Source organism: Paraclostridium bifermentans, from assembly GCF_964259345.1.
Classification (GTDB): Bacteria; Bacillota; Clostridia; order Peptostreptococcales; family Peptostreptococcaceae; genus Paraclostridium; species Paraclostridium bifermentans_B.
In genome coordinates this window covers 259723-282922 of sequence record NZ_CAXVJR010000002.1, presented here as the reverse complement: position 1 = coordinate 282922, position 23200 = coordinate 259723, and the positions used below count along the sequence as shown (strand labels likewise).

Genomic DNA, 23200 nt, shown 5'->3' with positions numbered 1-23200 from the left:
CCTCCCCATTATTTTGCCCACTTACTAAGACTTTCTATATTTTGGTCCATCCATTTACCTCTATTTATTATAAAGTTTTTCATTAACTGTATTTCTTCATCATGAGAGTTAGCTTTACCTGATGTTGATTTTATTAAGTGTTTATGATTGCTCAAGAAGTCTTCATACTTAGTTTTATCATTTGAGTAATTTCCTGTAATATCTTCATTTTCTTCAAATACTTCCGCTTGGTTACATAAATTTATAGACCATTTTTCAAAGTTTCTACCAGTAGACTCTCCTAGTTTATTATTAGCTTTATCAATTTCCTCTATCAAATGATTATCACTTAAATATGTTTTTCTTAATTCTTTATATCTTTTTACTACTTTATCTGCAAACTTTTTATCTTCCATTAGTCTATCAAACCAAGGTCTTTGATTCATAAAGAAACCTTCATACTCAAATGGAATCCCTATATCTTCAGTATGATTCCCTAATGATTGGTTAAAGTCCCAAACTGGACCTGCTTTCATCTTTTCTTCATAATCTTTATAAAAATAGGTACTGTAAATCCCTGAATCAGTGTTCTTGAAAAATTCATTTATAATGTAAAAATCTACAAAGGAATCCACATCTATATATTTGTTGTAACCAATAATAGGATCATTAAATTTATCGGAATAAAGCATTCTTTCAAATTCGCTTATATATCTTTGAATATATTTATATTTACCTGGAGTTAAATCCTTTTTAGGATATTCTATATTAAGCCCATGATGATATATATATGTTTCTTTTCCATAACTTTTTACTTCTATATCATCTTTTTTCTGTCTATTTTTTGCAATTATAAAACTAGTATCATCTATATTTTCTAAAGTTTTTGTAATATCGACTCTGTCTTCTCCTCTATTTATTTTTTCAATCATCATGTATACGCCTTGATAGTCATCTTTTGTTATTTTTTTACTACTATCATCTACTATGAATACTTCACAAAACTTTACTTTTGGAGCATACCCCATTATTTCATTTGCTGTATTTAAAGCTACATAATTTCTCATAAGCGATTTGTCTGCAAATGGAGCATTTAAAATCCATTCAGAATCTTTAGGCATTCCTAATATACTTTCTTCTTTTTCTTTTCCTTTTTTAGATAAAAGTTTTATACTATATTGTTTTTTTGGATACTTACTAGTACTATTTCCCCTAATTTTAAAACTAGCGTTGCTAATAAGGTTAGGTTCATCACTTAGTTTATTAATTCCATCTTTGTTGTTATAAATTTGAATGTTTCCAGCAATTCGTTCATCTCTTTTTATTTTATTGCTATTTGTATTCATTACAACAATAGGAAGATTGTAATACTTATTTATAGATTCTTCATAATAATTAGTAAATTCTTTTTCCTTTGATTTTTTAATTTCTTTTTTTGCTAATTCTTTAATATTACTCAAATTTGATACTAATACCAAACTTAAAAATAAAAACATAAGTGCAACAAAACTTCTAAATATATCTTTTTTCATAGCTTATCACCTAACCTATAGTTTCTCCATTTTGTGCTACTATGTTTACAGTGCTTACGCCTTCTATATTATATAAATCACTTATTATGTTCTTATCTTCATTATTTTTAATCTTAATTTGATATATTATTTCCATATTATCTCCCACAGAGTTTTTAGCTCTTAATTGACTTCCTTTAAATGAACTAAATACACATCTCATAATTTCTTCTTCTCTTTCTCGAGGCCCACGTATAATAAGTATGTATCTATCTTCTTTTCCAAATCCACTAAAACTAAATATAGATAAAACTACAAATAAGAATAAGGACCCAATTATAGCTATCATGTAATTTGAACTACCTACACTAAGTCCAATTGCTATACCCCAAAATATATATCCAGTATCTCTTGGATCTTTTATAGCTGTTCTAAAACGAACTATAGATAATGCCCCAACCATTCCTAATGACAACGCTATATCACTACCTATAACTATCATAACCATAGTAGTCACTAGAGTTATCATAACTAATGATACATTAAATTTTCTATTGTACATAACACCGCTAAAAGTTATCTTGTATGTCCAAAATACTACCATTGATAACATTAAGGCTATAGCCATTATTTCTATTGCATCAAATGCAGTTACTGTTCCACTTTGTGATGTTAGATATTTGTATAATGTTTCTTTCATATCTTATCTCCCTTATAATATATAATTTTCGAAAAATCTTCTTGAACTACAATACTTACTAAGTGACCTATTTGTTGTATCAAGACCAGCTAAAGCTTGTGATATCCAGCAAAACAATTCTCCATCAAATTTAACTTCAAGTACTGCATTGTAATAATCAACTATTGGAGTCATTATTACATCATCACTAAACATATCAAAGTCAAATTCATTAGATTTTATATCACTATCTAATGTAACTCTTATGTTATTTTCATTGTGTATATAAGCTCTTCTATTGTAATCAACTAAAACTACTGGTCTATACTGTCCTAATGTCATTATGTTATATGCAGATTTAGCTGTATTGTTTTCATATTTTAGCAAAACACTATAATCTTTATTTATAAGTGCTATTGCATCTTCCTTGCTTATTGTAATAGTTTCTTTTATTTGGCTTATATTAATTTTTCTTTTTATTTCAAGTTTTACAGTGTTAGTTTTTGTATCGTATATCCTTAACCTAATTTTCTTCCTTACTTCTTCTCCATCTATTTTTTGAAAATAATCATCATTGTTTAAACTATCAAAGTATAAGCTCCTTATTTTATATCCATATTCTTTATTATTAGAATCTGGAGTTAATACTTTTTGGAAGAGTTCATTTACCTTATAATAATCTACCTCTCCTATAGGATATTTTAGTTCCCTCCTGTTTACAATCATCTATAACACCTTCTTTCCAAAACATACTCTAGATATATTCTAAATATATATTTTACCAAAAATTACACATTATTTGATATATATCACAAAAACTTTATATTATTATTTATAATTAAATGCAAATTAAAATAAACTTTTATTTTTAATATAAAAACTTGCTTAAGTCAAGTCATATGTATTTAAATCCCTTATTGAAAGCAATTCTTTTAAATATAAAAAAGGTATGTCATAAATCTTATTCTTTAGATTAAAAGACATGCCTTTTTTATATTTTAAATTTCTAATATTATGTTTTGTAAGTTATTTATTATATCAGTTGCATTTAAGGTATTTAAATGCTTTGATAGTTTATCACCTGTATATCCATGTACATAAGCAGCACAAACGGTAGCTTGCAGTGGTTTCATTCCTTGCCCAATAAAGGATGTTATAATTCCTGTTAAACAATCTCCCATACCACCACTTGCCATTTTATTACTTCCTGTTGGGTTTATATATGTGATTTCCCCGTTTGTTATTATAGTTTCATAGCCTTTTAAAAGAACTATTATATTATGTTTTTTAGCAAAGTTTTTAGCTACATCTATTCTATTTTCTTTTATATAGTCTATATCAAAACCTGTAAGTCTAGCCATTTCGCCTAGATGTGGAGTTATAACTATTTCTTTTTCAACATCTAATATCTCTTCCCATCTATTTTCTAATACATTAAGTCCGTCTGCATCTATTACTATAGGACAATTCGAGTTTTTAATTATGTAATTTAGTTTATTAAAAGTATTTTCATTATTTCCCATTCCACAACCAAAACCTATACTATCGCAACTTTTTAATAAACTTTCTAATCTGTCTTCATTATATCCACAAGTCATTGCTTCTGTTAATCTTAAACTAACTTTGTCTATTACGTCATTATCACTTACCAATGTAACTAACCCACTACCACTTTTAACAGCTGATTGTGTAGCTATAAAACTTGCTCCATAAAATCCTTTGCTTCCTGCTACTATCATTACTTTTCCATAATCACTTTTAAAACTGTGTATATCTTTTTCCATTAAATTATTTTTTATATAATCAATTCTAGTTATATATTCTTTATTATCATATTTATTTAATATTTCTTTAGGAATGCATATATTTTCAACAATCACATTTCCAATATATTTTTTAATATCATAATTTAAAAATCCTCTTTTATAAAACTCAAAACATATAGTTTTACATGCATTTATACATATACCTAAAATATATCCATTATCACAATCTATTCCTGATGGTACATCTATTGAAAATATACGTTTATTTTCATTCATAATTTCTATTACATCTTTATAAAATCCATTTATATCTCTTTTTAACCCTGTTCCAAATATAGCATCCACTACTACATCACTACTATTTACATCTATTTTTAGATTTTGTAATTCTTTTTTATAAGATTCTGTACATATTAAGTTAATATCTACTTTCATGTGTTTAAGGATGTTATAGTTTATGCTTGTACAATCAGTTAATTTTTCTAGATTTCCTACTATGTATATCTTTACGTCTTTTCCATTTGTAATAAGTTGTCTAGCTAGTCCTAGTCCATCTCCCCCGTTATTTCCAACTCCACATACTATAGTATATTTGTTATATTTATCTACTTCCATGTGTTTGAAAGCTTTTAATACTGCATTTTCCATCATTACTATAAGTGGTATACCTAATTCTTTCTCACATGCATTATCTACATATTTAGTTGTATTTGATGTTCCTATCCTCATTTTCAATCCCTCTTTTTATTAAAAATAAAAAAGCTATATCAAAACTTTACTAGTCTTATCTTGATACAGCTTTCTAAATATATTATAGTACTACTTTCTATTTTTTGTAAAATTTTTCTTTATCTAAGTATCTTTCAATTTTATAAGAATCAAAAGGTTTGTTTTTGTATAAAATAGCATCAGTTGGACATCTATGTATACATTTTTCACAACCTATACATCTATCATAGAACTCTATATTCTTATCATTCATCGATATATTCTTGGTTGGACATTCATGTTCACATATTTTACAATTTATACATTTACTTTTATCTAGTGAAAAATTTCTTTTAGCATATTTTTTAGCATATATTAAAAAGCTATCATAAACTAGTTTAAAACCAACTGTACTTTTTTTATATTTTATATCACTTCTATTATCATTTAAAAAGTCTTTAACTATATTATCAACTTTTATTGGAGAGTTACTTAATATATCAATAATTTCCTCATCAGTATTTTTATTAAAAAATTTATGATAATAATTATTTGGCATTTGTACTGAAGTATTTATTACCACATCTAAACCTTTCTTATGTAGTAACTTAGCTAAATAAATTCTTCCTGGTATATGCTTACCCCCTGCTAAAGTATGATAAACTATACACTTTTTAGAGCTATTCAAAATATTTTTAGATACCCAGTCTGTAAGTATTTTAGGTATCATCTCTGCATGAATAGGACCTCCAAATATATAAAAATCATAATCTTTTTCTAATTTATCTTTCTTTGCAATATCTATAAGTTCTATATTTATACCTTCTTCTTTAAATCTCTCTTTAAAAAGCTTAGCTACATGCTTTGTATTACCAGTTCCAGAGAAAAATATAGCTGCACCAGTTTTTAACATACTCTCACTTCCTTATAAATGTATTGATTACTATACTTATTTATATCATTATATCAAAGAAATTATCAATAGTTTTAATATCTTCTACTCCCTTCTTAAAAAGTTAATAGGATAGTACAAAATAAACTGTGAATAGAAAATACATAAGTTTTAACTATATATATTTTCTAAGCACACTGTTTATTTCGCATATCCTATTAACCAGTCCTACATCTCTAATTCAAGTTTAACTAAGTTTATCATACAAATATAAAATTTAATTATACTCATCATATTGTTTGTCAAATACTTTATAAATATTGGTGGTGAAATTAGTATAAGAGTTGATATTATACTTATTATAATCTCATACATATGTTTTCCTCCCAAATATATATTTATATAGTATATGATATTTTATATCACTTTATTAAATAGCTCTAAACATAAACTTTTGCCATGGTTTTATATAATCTAGTATAAATATTTCTTCTTCTCTTATTCTTCCTACTACATTAGTTTTTCCGCTATTTTTCATATCTTGAAGTGCTATTTGAAGTTCTCCCGCATAACTTCCATATTCACTACTTTCTATTACTACATCACCCCTTCTTATAATTTCAGGTGTGTTAAACACCTCAAATTTATGTCCTTTATATTTCACTCTAGATTGAGTTGATCTTATCATGTTGCTAGATACATCTCCTCTGTTGAAATGAAGTTCTTCTAACACTATATCCTTTTCAACTACTGGTATATTATCCACTAATTCAATATCAAAGTTTACTAAATCGGTTCTCATAGAACCTACTTTTTCTATCTCTTCATCTGATGGATAACAATTTGATATTATAATATCATCTATATTTCCTAAAGCTATTAAATGTTTCACTTGAACATCTAGTGGTAAATTTCTATGCATTTCAAGTGTTGGAAGTCCTTCTGTAACGGGCCATGGTCCAAATGTATTTTCATTTTGACTAGTCACAAATGCAGCTGTTTTTAATCCATATTTTTTAAATTTTTCTGTGCATTTCATAAAATGATCAATTTTTAATCCGCTGTATTTATGAGGATAAAAATTATGACATCCTATAATATTATCTTTTTTAGGTTGATAATCCATTATTGTATCTATGTACTTAGTATAATTACTCATGTTTATCTCTATTTTTAAATCATAAGGATTAAAACTCATTAAAGATTCTTCTAACCCTGTAAATCCCATATCTAATCTTATTCCGTAACTGTTAGCTTCTTTAAAGAAAGCCAAATCATCATAACTTATCCCTAATTCATCAAAAACCTTAGGACTAACATCTAATATTATTTCAAAACCTTTGTCATGAGCATATTCATTTATAACTTTAAATTTATTTAATATGTTCTCTCTAGTATCGTTTACAGATAGCAAACATGAAAATATACGGCTAAATCCATTTTTAGCTGCCTTATCTATATAAGTTAATACTTCATCTGCACTAGATTTATCTGTATATATTGATATCCCTAGTCTTCCCATAATAAACCACTCCTTTTGTTTGAATACTTATCAATCCTTATATACCCATTATTTTCCACATACTAAACTACTCTAAAAAATTTATTTTTATGAAAATCTAACTCTTCCTAAAAGTAACTATGATTAATAAAAAAATTGTGCCAAAATAGATAGATATTAAAATCTTAATATCTTACTGTGAGTAATCTCTATTTTGGCACAACCTGTTAAATTATGTTATCTAAATTTTTCACTTTAATTCTTATATTATCTATCTTTTAAATTAAATCTTCCTATAAGGTCTTTTAGCATTTGAGCTTGACTTGATAATTCTTCACTTGCAGCAGCACTTTCTTCAGCAGTTGCTGAGTTTGTTTGTACTACTACTGATATTTGATCAACCCCATTGTTTACTTGACTTATATGCTCAGCTTGTTCATTGCTTGCATCTGCTATATATTGTATAACTTCTGCTGAGCTTTTTGCTCCTTCAACCACCTCTTCAAGCGATTTTGCAGTTTCTGAAACAATTAGCGAGCCATGTTCTATAGCATGTAGTGATTTTTCAATTAACTGTTCTGTATCTTTTGCACTTTGTGCTGATTTTTCAGCAAGGTTTCTAACTTCATCTGCAACTACTGCAAACCCCTTACCAGCCTCTCCTGCACGAGCTGCTTCTACAGCTGCATTAAGAGCTAGTATATTAGTTTGGAATGCTATATCATCTATATTTTTTATTATATTTCCTATTTCATTTGATGTTTTGCTTATTTCGTCCATTGCTTTAATCATTTCTTGCATTTGTTTTTTTCCGTTGTCTGTTGCAATACTTGATTTTATAGATATTTCTTTTGCTTTTATTGCATTTTGAGCCGTTTGTTGAACTTGAGCTGATACTTCATTTATAGTTGCTGAAAGTTCTTGTACTGAACTTGCTTGTTCTGTTGCACCTTGTGAAAGCATTTGAGCTCCTTCCGATAATTGGCATGAACCTACTGCAACTTGTTCTCCTGCAACATTGATTTGTTCTAAAGTATCATTTAAACCTTCTATTATTTGATTTGTAGCTAATAACATAGGTTTAAAGTCATTTACAAATAAATTGTTTAACTCTTCACTATCCGTATCAATATTTAAATTTCCATCACTTACATTTGTTAATATATTTGTTAAAGCACTTATCATTGCTCTAATATCATTAACTATCTTTTCCGTAGCATGTGCAAGTAATCCTATTTCATCCTCAGAATCAATTTCTGGTACCTCTGATACTAGATCACCTTCAGCTAATTTTCTTAATCTTTCACTGCAATCTTTTAATGGATTAGCTATTTTATTAGCAAATTTTATCGCCATTATACTTGCTATAATAGCAAATGATATAGCTAATACTATTGTAATCATTATAGATTTATACATTTGACCTAAGAAGTCATTTTTATTTACCATTAATCCCATACCCCAGCCATCACTTTCTTGTACTGGTGCATATCCTAATACCCATTCTTGTCCTGTTAATCTTACATCAGTTGATCCTGTTTCTCCTGATAAAAGTTTTTTATCTAATTCTGCAAAAGGTATTAAGTCTGGATTTGATTGAGATTCTTTTATTACATTTTCTTTTCCTATATTTTTAGTATTTTTATCAGCTATTGTTGTTCCTTCTTTATCTAAAAGGTATGCATAACTGTTTTTGCTTACTTTTATATTATTTATAATTTCATTTAAAAAATCTTTGTCTGGATTAAACGTTACGATTCCAACTATATTGCTACCTTGTATACCATTTTCCCATATAGGTGCTGAAACAACTGTTGTATATTCTCCTGTTGTTTTACTTATAATAGGAGGGTTTATATATGATTCTCCTTGTATCGAAGCTTTAAAATATGCTCTCTCTGAATAATCTTTTCCAGTAAAAATAGATTTACCACTTATATCTATAATTTCACCTAAAGATACTCCATATAATTTTTCTTGTCCCTTTATAATATCTTGTTTCTCTTCTAAACTTATTTTAGGATCTGATATATCTTTTATTATTCCAGTTTGAATTGCAGCATTCTTTAAGTTTTTAATTTTTTGAGAAGCTATTTGACTGCATTGTTTAGTCGTTTCCATAGCAGCACTTAGCAATATTTCATTAGAAGATTTATAATTTAAGTAGCTTGCAATAGCGCCCAAGCATAAACTACTTATAACTATAAATCCAACTATCATTCCTATTAATTTTGTTTTTATACTTCTATCTTTTTTCTTAAATCCTATTTTAAATTTCATTAACACTTATCTCCCGTTATTTTTTAACAGCAGCCATTATTTCTCTCTAATTTATCTACATATATCCGTGTTAACAATTTTTCATACTAACATATCAGTAATTTCAATAATACTTACTAAACCTCCTTATCCAAAATATTTCAGCCGTTTTCATATTTATATATATTTTCCTATTTATGAATAATTTTACATACTATTTAGTATTATCGGTAATTTCTGAATAATCTAAAGTGTTTTGAAATTATTTTTGTCATTTTTTGTCATTTATTTAAATATAATTTAATATTTAAGCTTTAAAATATATAAAAAAGACTATACCAAAATCAGGATAAAACCTGTATTTCTGTATAGTCTTTTAATAATTAAGCTATATTACTAACTTTTAATAAATTTACTTTTATATCTTCTACTCTTCTATTTTCAACTTTAACAACTGTAAACTTAACATTTTCTAATTCAACCACTTCACCTTCACTAGGTATATCTCCTAGTACAGTCATTAGATATCCATTTAAAGTATCATAATCTCCATCTTCTATTTGAATATCAAATCTGTCATTAAAATCATTTACACTTAAATACCCTTTAACTATAAAATTACCTTCGTCTATTTGAATTATATCTTCTTCTCTGTCATATTCATCTTCAATATCACCCATTATCTCTTCTACTAAATCTTCCATAGTGACAATACCTGAAAAGCCACCATATTCGTCAAATAGTAAAGCCATATGATTTTTAGCTAATTTCATTTCATTAAATAGATCATTAGTTCTCTTATTTTCTGGAACAAAATAAGGTTTATGAAGAATTTTCTCTACGTTTATGTTGTCAAATCCAATTCTACTTGCTTCTGCTAATAAATCTTTTACATAAAGTATACCTATAATATTATCTATATCATCTTTATATACTGGTATTCTTGAATAATTAAATTCTAATATTTCATCTAATATATCTTTAAAATCATCATCTATATCTATTAGGAAAGCATTACTTCTTGAAGTCATTATTTCCTTGGCTAATCTATCATTAAATTCAAATACTTTACATAGCATATCTTTTTCATCATCTTCTATCAATCCATCTTCTTTAGACCTGAATATTAAAGCTTTTATTTCCTCCTCTGATACTGTTTCTTCTATATCAGCGTCATTATTTCCAGTTAGCTTTAATATAACAGCTGTAGATATTGAAAGTATTTTTATAAATGGCTTAGCTATTATAGATATAAAATATATTGGTTTTACAGAAAAAAGTGCTATACTTTCTGCTTTCTTAAGTGCTATTCGCTTTGGCACCAACTCTCCAAATACTAATGTAAAATATGAAAGTATTAATGTTACACTTATCATAGATATTTCTCCACTATAAGGAATATTTAGTGGCTTAAATATTTCTTCAACGTAAGTTGATATACCTGTCGCTGCTGATGCACTTGAGAAAAATCCTGCTAGTGTAATACCTATTTGTATAGTAGATAAGAAGTTACTAGGTTCTTTTATAAGTTTATCTAGCAAAATTGCTTTTTTATTACCTTCTTCACTTAAAGTTTTAACCTTATTCTTATTTACTGATACTATTGCCATTTCAGCAGATGCAAAAAAGGCATTTATAGCTGTTAGTATAGCTATTAGAATTAATTGGGAGAGTATACCCCCGGGGTCTGAATCTAAATTATTCATATGTTCCTCCTTAAATTTTTAAAATCTATATATATATATATATATTCAAAGAGCGTAGATTTATCTACACTCTTTTATATAATTATTTAATTATTTTTTATTTATAAATTTGCTAGCTTCCATTAATCCTGTTGAAACTAAAGCTAATCCAAAACAAGTAAGAAGCGCTGTTAAATTAAATGTAGCTGGCATTGTAAATACTTCTCTCATAAATGGAAGTAATGTTAATGAGAACATTCCTAAACATACAACTACTGCACCTAATACATACTTATTACTCTTAAATCCTAGTTCAAATATCGTTTGTGAGTTTGATCTTGCAGCAAAAGTTTGAAGTATTCTAGATAATGTAAGTGTTGCAAACGCCATTGCTACCCCAAGTTCTGCTGAATGCTTCATACCTATTAATTGAGCAGCTATTGTAACTAATCCTATTATAAATCCTCTAGTTATAACAAATCTTATAGCATCCTTTGAAAATATTCCTTCATCTTTGTTTCTTGGAGGATTATTCATAACACCTTTTTCAGGCTTTTCAAGTCCAAGTGCTATTGCTGGTAATGAGTCTGTTACTAAGTTTATAAATAGTAATTGTATAGTTGTAAATGGATTTGGTAAACTTGCAAATACTGCAAATAATATAGCTATTATTCCTCCTAAATTTCCAGAGAATAAATACATTATAGACTTTTTAATATTTGTGTAAACTGTTCTACCTACTTCTACTGCTTTTACTATAGTAGCAAAGTTATCATCTACTAAAACCATATCAGATGCATCTTTTGCAACTTCTGTACCACTACCCATACCTATACCGATATCTGCTTGTTTTAATGCTGGTGCATCATTAACACCATCACCTGTCATAGCACAAACTTTACCTTTTCTTTGCCAAGCTTTTACTATTCTTATTTTATTTTCTGGAGAAACTCTTGCGTATACTGATATGTGCTCTAGTTTTTCATCTAATTCTTTGTCACTTAAAGCATCTAATTCACTACCAGTAAGTGCTAAATCTCCATCTTCAAATATACCTATATCTAATGCTATTGCTTTTGCTGTTGTCTTATGATCTCCTGTTATCATAACAGTTTTTATACCAGATTTCCTTGCATTTTCAACTGCTTCATAAACCTCTTCTCTTGGTGGGTCTATCATTGCAGTAAGTCCAATTAATGTTAAATCTTTTTCATCATCTATACTTGGAATAAAGTTTTCATCATTTACACGCTTAGTAGCAAATGCTAAAACTCTTAGAGCTTTATTAGAAAATTCTTCATTCATTTTTTTGTATTCATTTATTATTTCATTATTTACTTTAACTACTTCATCTCCAACTAATGCATATTTACATCTACTAAACACTATATCCGGTGCTCCTTTAGTAAACATAACTGCTTCGTCTTCTATTTTGTTGACTGTTGACATAAGTTTTCTATCACTATCAAATGGTAATTCACTCAGTCTTTCATTTATTTCTCTTATTTCTTGATAATCAAATCCAACTTTATTAGCATAATTCATAAGTGCTATTTCTGTTGGGTCTCCTATTTCTACACCTTCGCTTGTTACATCAGAGTCATTACAAAGTGAACATCCTAATACTAGATAGCTTTCTTGTAATGATATTTCTTTTGTTGGTGCTAACTCTAAATAATCTTCTTCTACTAAAGCTTTTTGTGGGTTATATACATAAGTATCTACAACTGTCATTTTATTTTGAGTTAATGTTCCAGTTTTATCTGTACATATAACGCTTGTAGAACCTAGTGTTTCAACTGCTGGTAACTTTCTTACTATAGCTTGTTTTTTAGCCATAGAGTTTGTTCCAACTGCAAGTACTATTGTAACTATAGAAGATAGAGCTTCTGGTATAGCTGCAACTGCTATAGCTACTGCAAACATAAATGAGTTTACTACATCTCCACCTCTTAATACTTCTATACCAAATATTAATGCTGCTAATGCTACTATCCATACACCAAGTTTCTTACTAAATTCATCTAATTTAACTTGAAGTGGTGTTTGTTTATTTTCTGCATTTTCAAGTAAATCTGCAATTTTACCCATTTCAGTATCCATAGAAGTTTTTGTAACTACATATAATCCTCTTCCATAAACTACCATAGAACCACTAAAGACCATATTCTTTTGATCTCCTAATGCTACCTCTTCATTTATTAAATCTTCATGTTTTAGAACAGGTTCTGCTTCTCCAGTAAGCATCCCCTCTACTACTTTTAAGTTTTGGGATTCTATTACTCTACCGTCTGCTGGTACATAATCCCCAGCCTCTAATATTACTATATCTCCAGGAACTATATCTCTTGAAGGAACTGTAACTTTTATTCCGTCTCTTATAATTTTTGCATTAGGAACTGATAGTTTTTTAAGACTCTCCAAAGATCCTTCTGCTTTTTTAGTTTGAACTACTGATAATACAGAGTTTAGTGCTATAACTGCAAATATTATTAAACTTTCTGTACCTTCTCCTAAGAACACCTGAACTAATGCTGCTATTAATAATATAATTACTAGTGGATCTTTAAACGTTTCTAAAAATAATTTCCATGTTGGTATTTTTACCTTTTCCTTAAGTTCATTGTATCCATGTGTTGTTAGTAAATTTTTTGCTGTGTCTGAACTTAAACCCTCTAAACTAGATTTTAATTGGTTTAATGTTTCATCGATACTTTTTTTATAAAACATACTTACCTCCGAATAGTTTATTTAAATAAAACACTCGCTTTGATCTTTTAGTCATTTATTAAAAGTCTCTAAGACGTAAAAAAGACCGTCAAGCAAACTTTATGGTCAGTAAAGTTTACTTGAAGGTCTCGCTAACAAGGTTTTATCTCGCTAATCAACCGGGATACCGAGATTAGGAATCCGAAATTGACGATTGATTATCGCTAATGCGAAAGCTACTCCCCTTCAAGGAGTACTCTTTATTTATACTTATATTATATTACTCCTATATTTTTTTGCAACATATTTTAAAGCATTTAACATACTCTTAACATAAAACGCTTTCAATTTTTAAGTTTAATATATTAAGAAAAACTACACATACTAATGATAAATTCTTAAAAGGAAGGTTATTTTATGAGTACTAAAAATTTGAAAAGATTTAAGTGGTTACTTTATTTAATATATATTTTTTCAGTAGTCTATTTTTTGTTTAAAGGAGATAATACAAAAGCTTTAATAAGTTTTATATCATTAGCTATAACTTATGTTATATGCAAATTTTATTTTAAAAACTTTAATGTAATAGATACTCCTTTGTATATAATAGGAAACTTATTCATAGTAGCATCATTTTTAGTAGGGTCATGTTATGGAATGTATGATATTTTTAAACCTTATGATAGTGTTTTGCATTTTATAAGTGGTTTTATAACTGTTAAGATATGCTGGAATATCCTAAAATATATTTTTGTAACGCCTCCTAGAAACTCACTTGATAGGTTATTATTTTTTATAGTAATATTTTTCTTTAGTTTAGGAGTGTCAGGTGTATGTGAAATAGCAGAGTATTTACTTGATCAGTTTTTAAATATGACTACACAGTCTGGTGGGCTTAAGGATACTATGCAAGATATGATGTATGCAATGAGTGCTGCATTTTTAATGATTGTTTATTATGTAAAAAAGTATAATCCTAAAAGTAAGTAATACATTCAAATAATTTTCTATAATAAAAGTCCTTAAATTTCTAAGGACTTTACTTTTGTTTTTAATGTATTTAATTAAAGTTTCGTTTAGGCATTAAAAATATTAGTGCTATGTACAAAAATATACTTATACCATCTATTAGTGCAAATATTACAAATACTACTCTAAGTGTTGTTGAATTGAATCCAAAAAACTCAGAAATGCCTCCACATACTCCTGCTATTTTAGCATCTGTTTCAGAAAAATACATCTTATCTTTCATATATCATCCCCCTAGTTTAATACAATTAGTTAGTTAGTTAGTTAGTTAGTTATACATATCATATATTTTTTCTAAATCTTCTTTGTTTTTAACCCATCTTTCTTCAATATATCCACATTCACAGCATACACGCCTACATGTTGGTATCATTTTAAATTTACCAATATATATCTGGTAAATTCCAGCTTTATCTTCGATTTCTACAACTTTATTAGAATTACATTTAGGACAAATTCTATTTTCTTTCATTTTGTTGCTCCTAACACCCTAATTTACATCCCTCAAATAATTCTACTGCCTTTATAAACATCTCTTTAGGACTAATTTCAGGATTTTCATTTTTTAAACTTTTATAAAAATCAATATATTCATTAAATCTATCAAAACATCCGCACCCACCACATACTAATTGGTTGTAATATTCAGCTATAGCTTCAAAATATTTATAATAGAATAATATGTTAGAATCATTAAAAATTCCTAAGTCAAGTAATATATCCTTAAATATATAAATTCCAAACTCATGACTAATAAGTTTAGACATTGCTACATTATCATTTATTGTTCCTAAAATATTTTTATTATGAGATATGTTTATTGCTTGAGGTCCATTATCTATAGAATTACATATAACAGCGTAGAAATTATCGTACTTGTATTTATAACCCAATTCTTTTTCCCATATATCAGTATAGTTATGTTTTGAAAATATCTTATTTAACTCATTTATATTAAAACTAATTTCTTTCTCAGAATGATTCCATACTTTTTCAACGTATATATTATAGTTGTTAATCATAACTTCAGATATTTCTATTATTTCTTTTTCAAGATGTATAAAAGAATTGTAAAACTCAATATGAGATTTTTTATTTATATCTAAGCTTTCACATGAGAATATTTCATTATATAGTTCTGTATAGTTTGATTCATGCCTTTTTAGATTCTTATTTTTAAATAAATCATTTAACCCTTTATAATAATCTATTAATTTATCTTCATTAAGAGAAGCTGGAATACAAACACAAATACTATATAATTTTCCGCAGTGTTCTCCTCCACATACAGTTATATATTTTTCATTTTTCTTTAATATATCTAAGTCATACTTAGAGTGAATTTTTTTGTATTTATTTCCATAATCGTTATTGTATCCACATTTAGCTACAGATAACATATGAAATACATAATTGGCTACTTTGCTAGATATGGCTATTATTGAACTCATAAACCAATCCCCTTTATTTAATTATTCTCTATATAATCTTCTGAAAGTATAGCATACATAGAATAATCACAAATTCCTTGATTATTTATATCTGCTTTTCTCATAGTTCCTTCATACTTCATACCACATTTTAGCATTACTTTTCCTGAGTTTTCATTAATTGGGTCATGTCTTGATTCTATACGATTTGCTTTTACTTCTGTTATAAAAAATTTGATTAAAGCTTCTAGTGCTTCTGACGTAATTCCTTTGTTCCACCACTTTTTTCCTATACAATATCCCACATGAACCATCCCTATTGCTTCATCTTGACGTACAATGCTTATGCATCCTATAGGTTCATCTTTATTTTCCTTTACTACTATAGCCCATTGATAGAAATTTTCATTGTCATATCCTTCTATCCATTCATTTATGACACTTTCCGCTATCGCAATATCATCAATAGGTCCCCAAGTCAGAAATTTCGTAACCTCTTCATCACTTGCCCAGTTTCTATACATAGCATCTGCATCTGATAATTTGAATTTCCTCAAGATTAAATTTTCAGTTTCTATACGTATCGTTCCTTTATGATTCATATATTTCTCCCCCTTTTTACTATGAATTAATCTTATTTTTTAAAACTGATACTATATATGGAGATTTAAATTCTTTTGCTAATATATCCATATATACCTCATCATATTTTTCTCCTCCAATGATTTTACATTCTCTTAAATTTCCAACTACTCTAAACCCTACTTTTTCATAACACTTTAATGCCTGTGTGTTAAATGAGTATGTCAACTTCGCCAGCACGGTTAACATAATCTAAATTTGGAAAACCAACATTACCTATAACTTGGTCTGTATCTTTAAGAATAATAGCAAAATTAAATGGTGCTTTCGATAATCTCTCTAAAACACTTTTTTCAGTTTCTTCATCAATTAACATACTTGCAAAAGTCATACCTATAGCAACATCCATATCATTTATCCACTCTGTATATTTAAGATAATCATTTTTATCAATTGGCGATAAATATACTTTTTCTCCAATAAGTTTTTTAAAATACATATTCAACCTCCTTTATTTTATATAATCTTCTTTTGATAGCTCAAGTACACAAATCCCATTCTCAACACATATTTCTTTAAACCCAGCTTTCTTATGCCCCTTTATTGCAAATACCCTATCTACAGGAATATCATTTCTCAGCTTATCTACTCCTAAATCCATAAATGCTTTCTCTGAAAGTAAAGTTAATCCTTTCTTACAATACCCCTTGCCTCTATGTTTATTCTCAATAACTATTCCAATACAATGAGCATTATTACTACTTTCATAACGAAAACTCACTTCTCCAACAAAAGCTCCCCCAATTTCATCTTTTATATATGCATAAAACTTGTCTGGTCCTTTATTAATCCATCTATGATACCATTCATCCCAGTATTCACTTCTAAAATCTATACATCCTGTTTCATTATTGTAGTTTTCCATTTCAAGTTCATAACCTTTGTTATAAGACATAGTATCACTTTGTGATAATAAGTTTTGTCTATAATCAAGTTCTTCAAATAAAGGTACATGTAAATTCAAATCTCTATTCATAAATTCCCCCCTAATTCAATTTTCATTTCTCCCAAATAGCGTTAATTAATATCAATTTTCATAATAAAATACTCACTCGACTTATCATCTTCAATTCGTATAAGTTTATCGTAGTATTTAAATCCTGATTTTTCATAAGTTCTTATAGCCCTCTTATTCCAGTTGATTACCTTTAAAAACACTTCATTCTTGTTATACTTTTTAAGTTCTATAATTTCATTTATGCATTTGTCCACAAATTTTTTTCCTATTCCTTTTCCACATAGATCAGGTTTCAAAGACCATCCTATCCACATATTTTCATTAATTATTTGACATGAAACATATGCAATTACACTCCCATCTCCTTCTAAAACAAATTGCTCTACACCCCAAGAACAACTATTTTTCAAGTATTCATTTAAGTCTAAATTATATATGTCATATGGTTTTTCATACTTCCAAGAACATATGAACTTTAATGATTCTTCTGTTAAACTCTTAAGTCTATATTTATCAAAATCTATACTTACCCCCTCCTTAAAATAGCATTGTCTATTTATTCAACAGCATTATTTTCATAATCAGCTTTTAATAATTCTACTATCTCATCCGATACCCTTTTAAATCCTAGGTTATTAAAAAGTTTTTCTGCTGATTTTCTTTCTTTGGGGAAGTTATCAAATACTTTTTCTGCATTTAACTCATTAAACGCAACTTCTAATAATAGCTCTAATGCTTCTTTACTATAACCATAGCCTCTATATTTATACTCAATTACAATGCTAATACAATATCCTTTTTCATTGTCATCATAATAAAGTGCAACATCTCCTACAGGAATATTTTCATCTAATCGAATAATATATGCGTAATATCTTTTATCATCATTATTAACCCATTTTAAAAACCATTCTTCCCACTTACTTTCATTAAACTCAATACATCCAGTTTCAGTATTATATCCATCAAATTCATCACAACCCTTGTTGTAACTCATAGTGCTTTTATCATTTAAAATAAACTTTCTATATGACAATTCTTCAACTAATGGAACTTTTAATATAACTTTATTTGACTTATTAATATTAATTCCTCCTAAAATATAAGATTCCTAGACTAATCTCCTACAAACTGATTTATTTCACTTATAAATTCTTTTGTTTTTTCTATAAAAGGATAATGTCCTGAGTTATATATAGTTTTAACTGTACAGTTCATTATTCTATTTTTTATATATTCACTCGACTCAATTGGTATAAAGTCATACTCAGTATTTAAGATTAAAGTAGGTATCATTATATCATCTATTTTATAATTACTTATTTGATTTAAATATTGATTTAGTATTCGATTGTTTATAAACTGAAAATTATTCATAAACTCTTTTGTTATAGTCACATTTTCAAATAAATTGCATACTAGCCTTTCATCAAAGAAACTAGCTTTATTAAGCAACATCAAATATTTTTTTAATGATTCACTATCATAATTTTTAAATTCTAAGCTATTTGATATTTCATTTAATTGTTCACTATATTGAGATGTGTTTTCTATTATGTTATTATTCATTTTTTTAAAGTTGTCTAAGTCCATAGGTGTGGCATTTGACAATATTAGCTTATCAACATTTTGAGGAAACTTTTTAGCATAGTCTAGCGCAAAGAAAGTCCCCATTGAGTGTCCTAGTAATACCATCTTTTCAATACTTAATTTTTTTCTTAAAGTTTCAATATCTTGTGTAAATTGACTTATATTTATATGTTCATCATTAACTAAATATGAAGATAATCCATTCCCTCTTTGGTCAAAAAAGATTAATTTATTGTTTGATTTTTCTAAATCAAGTAAATAAGGTATGAAATAATCATGCGTTAAACCTGGTCCTCCGTGAATAAATAAAATAGGCTTTCCTTCTCCTACTACTCTATAAAAAATCTTGCCATAATCATCTACTATATATCCGTCCATAATACCTCCATTTAAACTAATATTCGTTTAATTTTTTATAAAACTTGTATCAATCTTTAATAAATATAATATGATTAAAGAACGATATATTCTTGTATTCCTCTATTTCACAAACTTTTTTCTCAACTTCAAACATTTTCTCTTGCCAACTTTTCTCTGATTTAATTTCATTATTTTGCTGTAGTCCCCAAAATGTCCTTACTCCATAAGTTTTATCTATCTTAAGATTAATTTCCCATTTTAAAATTTCATCATTATAGTAATAATTTACCTTGCCAAAATTCATAACTTCAATATCTCCACCATCTAATAACGATAAAGCTTCATCTACATTATTTTCAAATATAACTTTTTGCATTATCCTTCCAGTATGATTATGTTTTACAATTGAAAGCTTCCCATTTTTTTTAAGTACTCTAACAAGTTGCCTAACTATATCCTCTCGTTCATTTGCATACTCTAAAACATTATGACAAATAACTAAATCAAATTTTTCACCTTCTAGTTCCTTTAGTTTTTCGATATCTCCAACTATTTGAGTATAGTCATTTTCTTGCTCTCTCATATTTACCATCGCTTCATTTGGTTCAATAGCTATAACTTCATTTTCTTTAGCTAAATAATTTGACGTTATTCCAAACCCACTTCCAAAATCTAAAATTTTCATACCTTTAGCCCAAGACAACTGCTTCCAAACCATCTTATAAAATAAAACTCCCCAAGGCTTTTTTATATTATCTAAATAATTCTTCAAATCTTCACTCATAACTCTCACTCCTTAATAAATAAATAAAAAATCCTAAAACATAACTTACTCTTATGCTTTAGGATTAGTATCTTTAATCAAATATTGCTTCAAAATCTTCTTTGTGATATGCATCAAAACACATATTAATTTGTTCTTTAGTATTCCTAGCTTCTGATAAACTAGGTAACTTATCTAATTCAAAAAACTGGCTTGCTTCCGTTTCCGTATTTTCCTCAAAATCTCCATCAACAAAATCACACAGTACAAATATCTTATAAATACTTTGTATTGAAACTGGTTTATTGTGTTTATTTCGATCTAATACTGCAACTAATTTTTTTGGAATTATATCAGCACCTGCTTCTTCCTTAGCTTCTTTAATTATATTTTCTGATACAGACAAATTAACATCTGCCCAACCACCAGGCATACTCCACAACCCATCGTTACTTTCTTTTACTAATAAAATCTTATTATCTTTTATTACAGCCCCTCTTACATCAACCTTAGGAGTTAAATATCCAACTTCGCTATCAAATAAATTCCTAACCTTCTCAACCTCAACATCTGTATACTCACTTATTATCTCTTGAGATAAATCTTTTAACTGATTAAACCTATCTAAATCATACTTATCCTTTGAATAAGCTAACCCAGCCTGAGCTATAGACTGCATCTCACTAGCCCACTTTATCCACTTTGACTGCATAGTAAATCCCCCTAGTCAGTAAATTATTAAGTTAATTATATCAGAATATCAAAAGGAACGCTTTTTAAGTTAAAAAAAGAATGTCTTTGGATTTTAGCGCGGAGCCAACCGAAGACATTCTATATCTACATTTATTCGTTTATAGGTTTTTTAAGTACTGCTAAAAGCACCATTCCAACAACAGACCCTGTAGCAATCGCTGCTAAGTATCCTAAAGGATTTCCAACAACTGGTACAACGAATATTCCACCATGTGGTGCTCTAAGAGTTGCATTAAACATCATACTTAAAGCTCCTGCAGTTGCAGAACCTACAACACAAGCTGGTATAACTTTTAGCGGATCTGCCGCTGCAAAAGGTATCGCACCTTCTGTTATAAATGATAATCCCATAACATAATTAACCTTACCTGATTCTTGTTGTTCTTTAGTGAATCTATTTTTAAAGAAAGTAGTAGCAAGTGCTATAGCTAAAGGAGGTACCATACCACCAGCCATAACTGCTGCCATTATCTCATATTGTCCTGAATCTAGTGCAGCAACACCAAACACATAAGCTGCCTTATTTATAGGTCCACCCATGTCTATTGCCATCATTCCACCTAATACTAAACCAAGTATTAGCTTAGAACTTGTACCAAGTCCATTTAAGAAATTAGTTATTCCTGCATTTAAAGCTGCTACTGGAGGTATTACTACAAATGTCATTATAATACCCATTAAAAGTGTTCCGAATAAAGGATATAATAAAACTGGTTTTATACCATCTAATGAATCTGGTAATACACTAAATACTTTCTTAAGTCCTACTACTAAATATCCTGCTATAAAACCGGCAAGTAATGCACCTAAGAAACCTGAACCACCAGCATTTGCCATGGCTCCTCCAACAAAACCTACTACTAAAGCTGGTCTATCAGCTATACTATATGCAATATATCCCGCTAGTACTGGTAACATAAATCCAAAAGCAGTATCTCCTATAGATTTAAAGAATGCTGCTAAAGGAGTATTAGATCCAAAGTGAGCTGGGTCTATAGCGTAATCGTCAAGTAGGAAGGCTAATGCTATTAATATACCTCCACTTACAACGAATGGTAGCATGTTTGATACCCCGTTCATTAAGTGTTTATATACTTTTCTAAAAGCAGTTTCATCACTTTCTTCTTCTTTAGTTTCTATATTTCCACTATGATTGTATATTGGAGCATCTCCATTTTGAGCTTTAGTTATTAACTCTTCTGCCTTGTGTATTCCGTTTGCAACCTTAGTTATTATGACTTTCTTTCCGTCAAATCTAGCCATATCAACTTTTTTATCAGCTGCTACTATTATTGCAGTTGCATTTTCTATTTCTTCTTTAGTTAATATATTCTTAGCACCAGATGAACCATTAGTTTCTACCTTTATACTAACTCCCATCTTATCGGCTTGTTTATTTAAACTTTCTGCTGCCATAAACGTATGTGCAATTCCTGTTGGACAAGCTGTAACTGCTAATACTTTAGGATATTTAGAATCTGAAGTTTCTTTAATTTCTACAACTTCTTCCTTTTCTTCTTCAGGAAACTTTTCTCTTTCCTTATAATCTATTAAGTTTAAAAACTCATCTTCATTCTTAGCATTCATTAACTTATTTCTAAATTCTTCATCCATAAGTATTGTAGATAATCTTGATAGTACTTCTAAGTGAGTATTATTAGCACCTTCTGGAGCTGCTATCATAAAGAATAAATGCGATAGACTTCCATCAAATGATTCATAATCTACACCTTTTGTAGAAACTGCAGCTCCTAAGCATGCATTTTTAACTGCTTTAGTTTTAGCATGAGGTATAGCTATACCTTCTCCTATTCCTGTTGTACTTTGATTTTCACGAGCTATTATAGCTTCTTTATATTCTAATCTGTCATTTAAATTTCCACTGTTATTTACTAAATCTACTAACTTATCTATTGCATCACTTTTATCTTTTGCTCTTAAGTTAAGATCTATTGATTTTTTATCTATTAAATCTACGATTCTCAT

At 28.2% G+C, this 23200-nt stretch carries 24 protein-coding genes; 1 reads left to right on the top strand and 23 read right to left on the bottom strand.

Annotated elements, in window-relative coordinates:
- Positions 1 to 8: 8 nt before the first annotated feature.
- The 10 genes from ACEXNK_RS05415 to ACEXNK_RS05370 form a co-directional block, all read right to left on the bottom strand.
- A complete protein-coding gene (locus tag ACEXNK_RS05415) occupies positions 9 to 1511 on the bottom strand; it encodes a CotH kinase family protein (protein WP_373599122.1) in 1503 nt (500 codons plus the stop codon).
- Between the two features lie 10 nt (positions 1512 to 1521).
- The gene (locus ACEXNK_RS05410; protein WP_373599123.1) at positions 1522 to 2190 is read right to left on the bottom strand and encodes a DUF4956 domain-containing protein; all 669 of its coding nucleotides are present in this window, start codon (positions 2188 to 2190) and stop codon (positions 1522 to 1524) included.
- A gap of 12 nt (positions 2191 to 2202) precedes the next feature.
- Entirely contained in the window at positions 2203 to 2895 is a 693-nt protein-coding gene (locus tag ACEXNK_RS05405; RefSeq protein WP_373599124.1) for a polyphosphate polymerase domain-containing protein, read from the bottom strand.
- A gap of 272 nt (positions 2896 to 3167) precedes the next feature.
- Positions 3168 to 4664, bottom strand: coding sequence for an NAD(P)H-hydrate dehydratase (locus ACEXNK_RS05400; RefSeq protein WP_373599125.1), 1497 nt, complete (start codon positions 4662 to 4664; stop codon positions 3168 to 3170).
- 97 nt (positions 4665 to 4761) lie between these two features.
- On the bottom strand, positions 4762 to 5556 hold the full coding sequence (locus ACEXNK_RS05395) for an EFR1 family ferrodoxin (protein ID WP_373599126.1): 795 nt from the start codon (positions 5554 to 5556) through the stop codon (positions 4762 to 4764).
- Positions 5557 to 5763: 207 nt separating this feature from the next.
- Positions 5764 to 5910 carry a hypothetical protein gene (locus ACEXNK_RS05390; protein WP_373599127.1) on the bottom strand — a complete coding sequence of 49 codons (147 nt, stop codon included), beginning with the start codon at positions 5908 to 5910 and terminating at the stop codon, positions 5764 to 5766.
- Positions 5911 to 5965: 55 nt separating this feature from the next.
- On the bottom strand, positions 5966 to 7057 hold the full coding sequence (locus ACEXNK_RS05385; protein WP_373599128.1) for a DUF871 domain-containing protein: 1092 nt from the start codon (positions 7055 to 7057) through the stop codon (positions 5966 to 5968).
- A gap of 246 nt (positions 7058 to 7303) precedes the next feature.
- On the bottom strand, positions 7304 to 9316 hold the full coding sequence (locus ACEXNK_RS05380) for a methyl-accepting chemotaxis protein (protein ID WP_373599129.1): 2013 nt from the start codon (positions 9314 to 9316) through the stop codon (positions 7304 to 7306).
- Between the two features lie 362 nt (positions 9317 to 9678).
- Complete coding sequence (locus ACEXNK_RS05375) at positions 9679 to 11001, bottom strand: hemolysin family protein (RefSeq protein ID WP_373599130.1); 1323 nt, start codon at positions 10999 to 11001, stop codon at positions 9679 to 9681.
- Positions 11002 to 11091: 90 nt separating this feature from the next.
- On the bottom strand, positions 11092 to 13710 hold the full coding sequence (locus ACEXNK_RS05370; RefSeq protein ID WP_373599131.1) for a cation-translocating P-type ATPase: 2619 nt from the start codon (positions 13708 to 13710) through the stop codon (positions 11092 to 11094).
- A gap of 396 nt (positions 13711 to 14106) precedes the next feature.
- Here ACEXNK_RS05370 and ACEXNK_RS05365 point away from each other — a divergent pair, with 396 nt between their 5' ends.
- Positions 14107 to 14679, top strand: coding sequence for a hypothetical protein (locus tag ACEXNK_RS05365; RefSeq protein WP_373601561.1), 573 nt, complete (start codon positions 14107 to 14109; stop codon positions 14677 to 14679).
- Positions 14680 to 14749: 70 nt separating this feature from the next.
- Here ACEXNK_RS05365 and ACEXNK_RS05360 read toward each other — a convergent pair whose 3' ends face one another.
- The 13 genes from ACEXNK_RS05360 to ACEXNK_RS05300 all read right to left on the bottom strand — a co-directional run bounded on the left by ACEXNK_RS05360 (position 14750) and on the right by ACEXNK_RS05300 (position 23200).
- The gene (locus ACEXNK_RS05360; protein WP_373599133.1) at positions 14750 to 14941 is read right to left on the bottom strand and encodes a PspC domain-containing protein; all 192 of its coding nucleotides are present in this window, start codon (positions 14939 to 14941) and stop codon (positions 14750 to 14752) included.
- Between the two features lie 45 nt (positions 14942 to 14986).
- Positions 14987 to 15190, bottom strand: coding sequence for a hypothetical protein (locus tag ACEXNK_RS05355; RefSeq protein ID WP_373599134.1), 204 nt, complete (start codon positions 15188 to 15190; stop codon positions 14987 to 14989).
- A 10-nt stretch (positions 15191 to 15200) separates the two neighbouring features.
- Positions 15201 to 16169: a hypothetical protein gene (locus ACEXNK_RS05350; RefSeq protein ID WP_373599135.1), complete on the bottom strand. Its 969-nt coding sequence runs from the start codon at positions 16167 to 16169 to the stop codon at positions 15201 to 15203.
- Positions 16170 to 16186: 17 nt separating this feature from the next.
- Positions 16187 to 16750, bottom strand: a complete 564-nt coding sequence (locus tag ACEXNK_RS05345; protein WP_373599136.1) for a GNAT family N-acetyltransferase — start codon at positions 16748 to 16750, stop codon at positions 16187 to 16189.
- Positions 16751 to 16769: 19 nt separating this feature from the next.
- Complete coding sequence (locus ACEXNK_RS05340; RefSeq protein ID WP_373599137.1) at positions 16770 to 16958, bottom strand: GNAT family N-acetyltransferase; 189 nt, start codon at positions 16956 to 16958, stop codon at positions 16770 to 16772.
- Positions 16942 to 17229 (bottom strand): GNAT family N-acetyltransferase, encoded by a 288-nt coding sequence (locus ACEXNK_RS05335; protein ID WP_373599138.1) that lies wholly within the window; start codon positions 17227 to 17229, stop codon positions 16942 to 16944. Before ACEXNK_RS05335 ends, ACEXNK_RS05340 begins: the two co-directional genes overlap by 17 nt.
- A gap of 12 nt (positions 17230 to 17241) precedes the next feature.
- A complete protein-coding gene (locus ACEXNK_RS05330) occupies positions 17242 to 17766 on the bottom strand; it encodes a GNAT family N-acetyltransferase (RefSeq protein ID WP_373599139.1) in 525 nt (174 codons plus the stop codon).
- A gap of 41 nt (positions 17767 to 17807) precedes the next feature.
- Positions 17808 to 18185 carry a GNAT family N-acetyltransferase gene (locus ACEXNK_RS05325; protein ID WP_373601571.1) on the bottom strand — a complete coding sequence of 126 codons (378 nt, stop codon included), beginning with the start codon at positions 18183 to 18185 and terminating at the stop codon, positions 17808 to 17810.
- 119 nt (positions 18186 to 18304) lie between these two features.
- Complete coding sequence (locus ACEXNK_RS05320; protein WP_373599140.1) at positions 18305 to 18745, bottom strand: GNAT family N-acetyltransferase; 441 nt, start codon at positions 18743 to 18745, stop codon at positions 18305 to 18307.
- Positions 18746 to 18864: 119 nt separating this feature from the next.
- The gene (locus ACEXNK_RS05315) at positions 18865 to 19716 is read right to left on the bottom strand and encodes an alpha/beta fold hydrolase (RefSeq protein WP_373599141.1); all 852 of its coding nucleotides are present in this window, start codon (positions 19714 to 19716) and stop codon (positions 18865 to 18867) included.
- 49 nt (positions 19717 to 19765) lie between these two features.
- Positions 19766 to 20482 carry a class I SAM-dependent methyltransferase gene (locus tag ACEXNK_RS05310; protein ID WP_373599142.1) on the bottom strand — a complete coding sequence of 239 codons (717 nt, stop codon included), beginning with the start codon at positions 20480 to 20482 and terminating at the stop codon, positions 19766 to 19768.
- A gap of 73 nt (positions 20483 to 20555) precedes the next feature.
- The gene (locus tag ACEXNK_RS05305; RefSeq protein WP_373599143.1) at positions 20556 to 21173 is read right to left on the bottom strand and encodes an NUDIX hydrolase N-terminal domain-containing protein; all 618 of its coding nucleotides are present in this window, start codon (positions 21171 to 21173) and stop codon (positions 20556 to 20558) included.
- Positions 21174 to 21304: 131 nt separating this feature from the next.
- On the bottom strand, positions 21305 to 23200 hold the full coding sequence (locus tag ACEXNK_RS05300; RefSeq protein ID WP_373599144.1) for a PTS fructose transporter subunit IIABC: 1896 nt from the start codon (positions 23198 to 23200) through the stop codon (positions 21305 to 21307).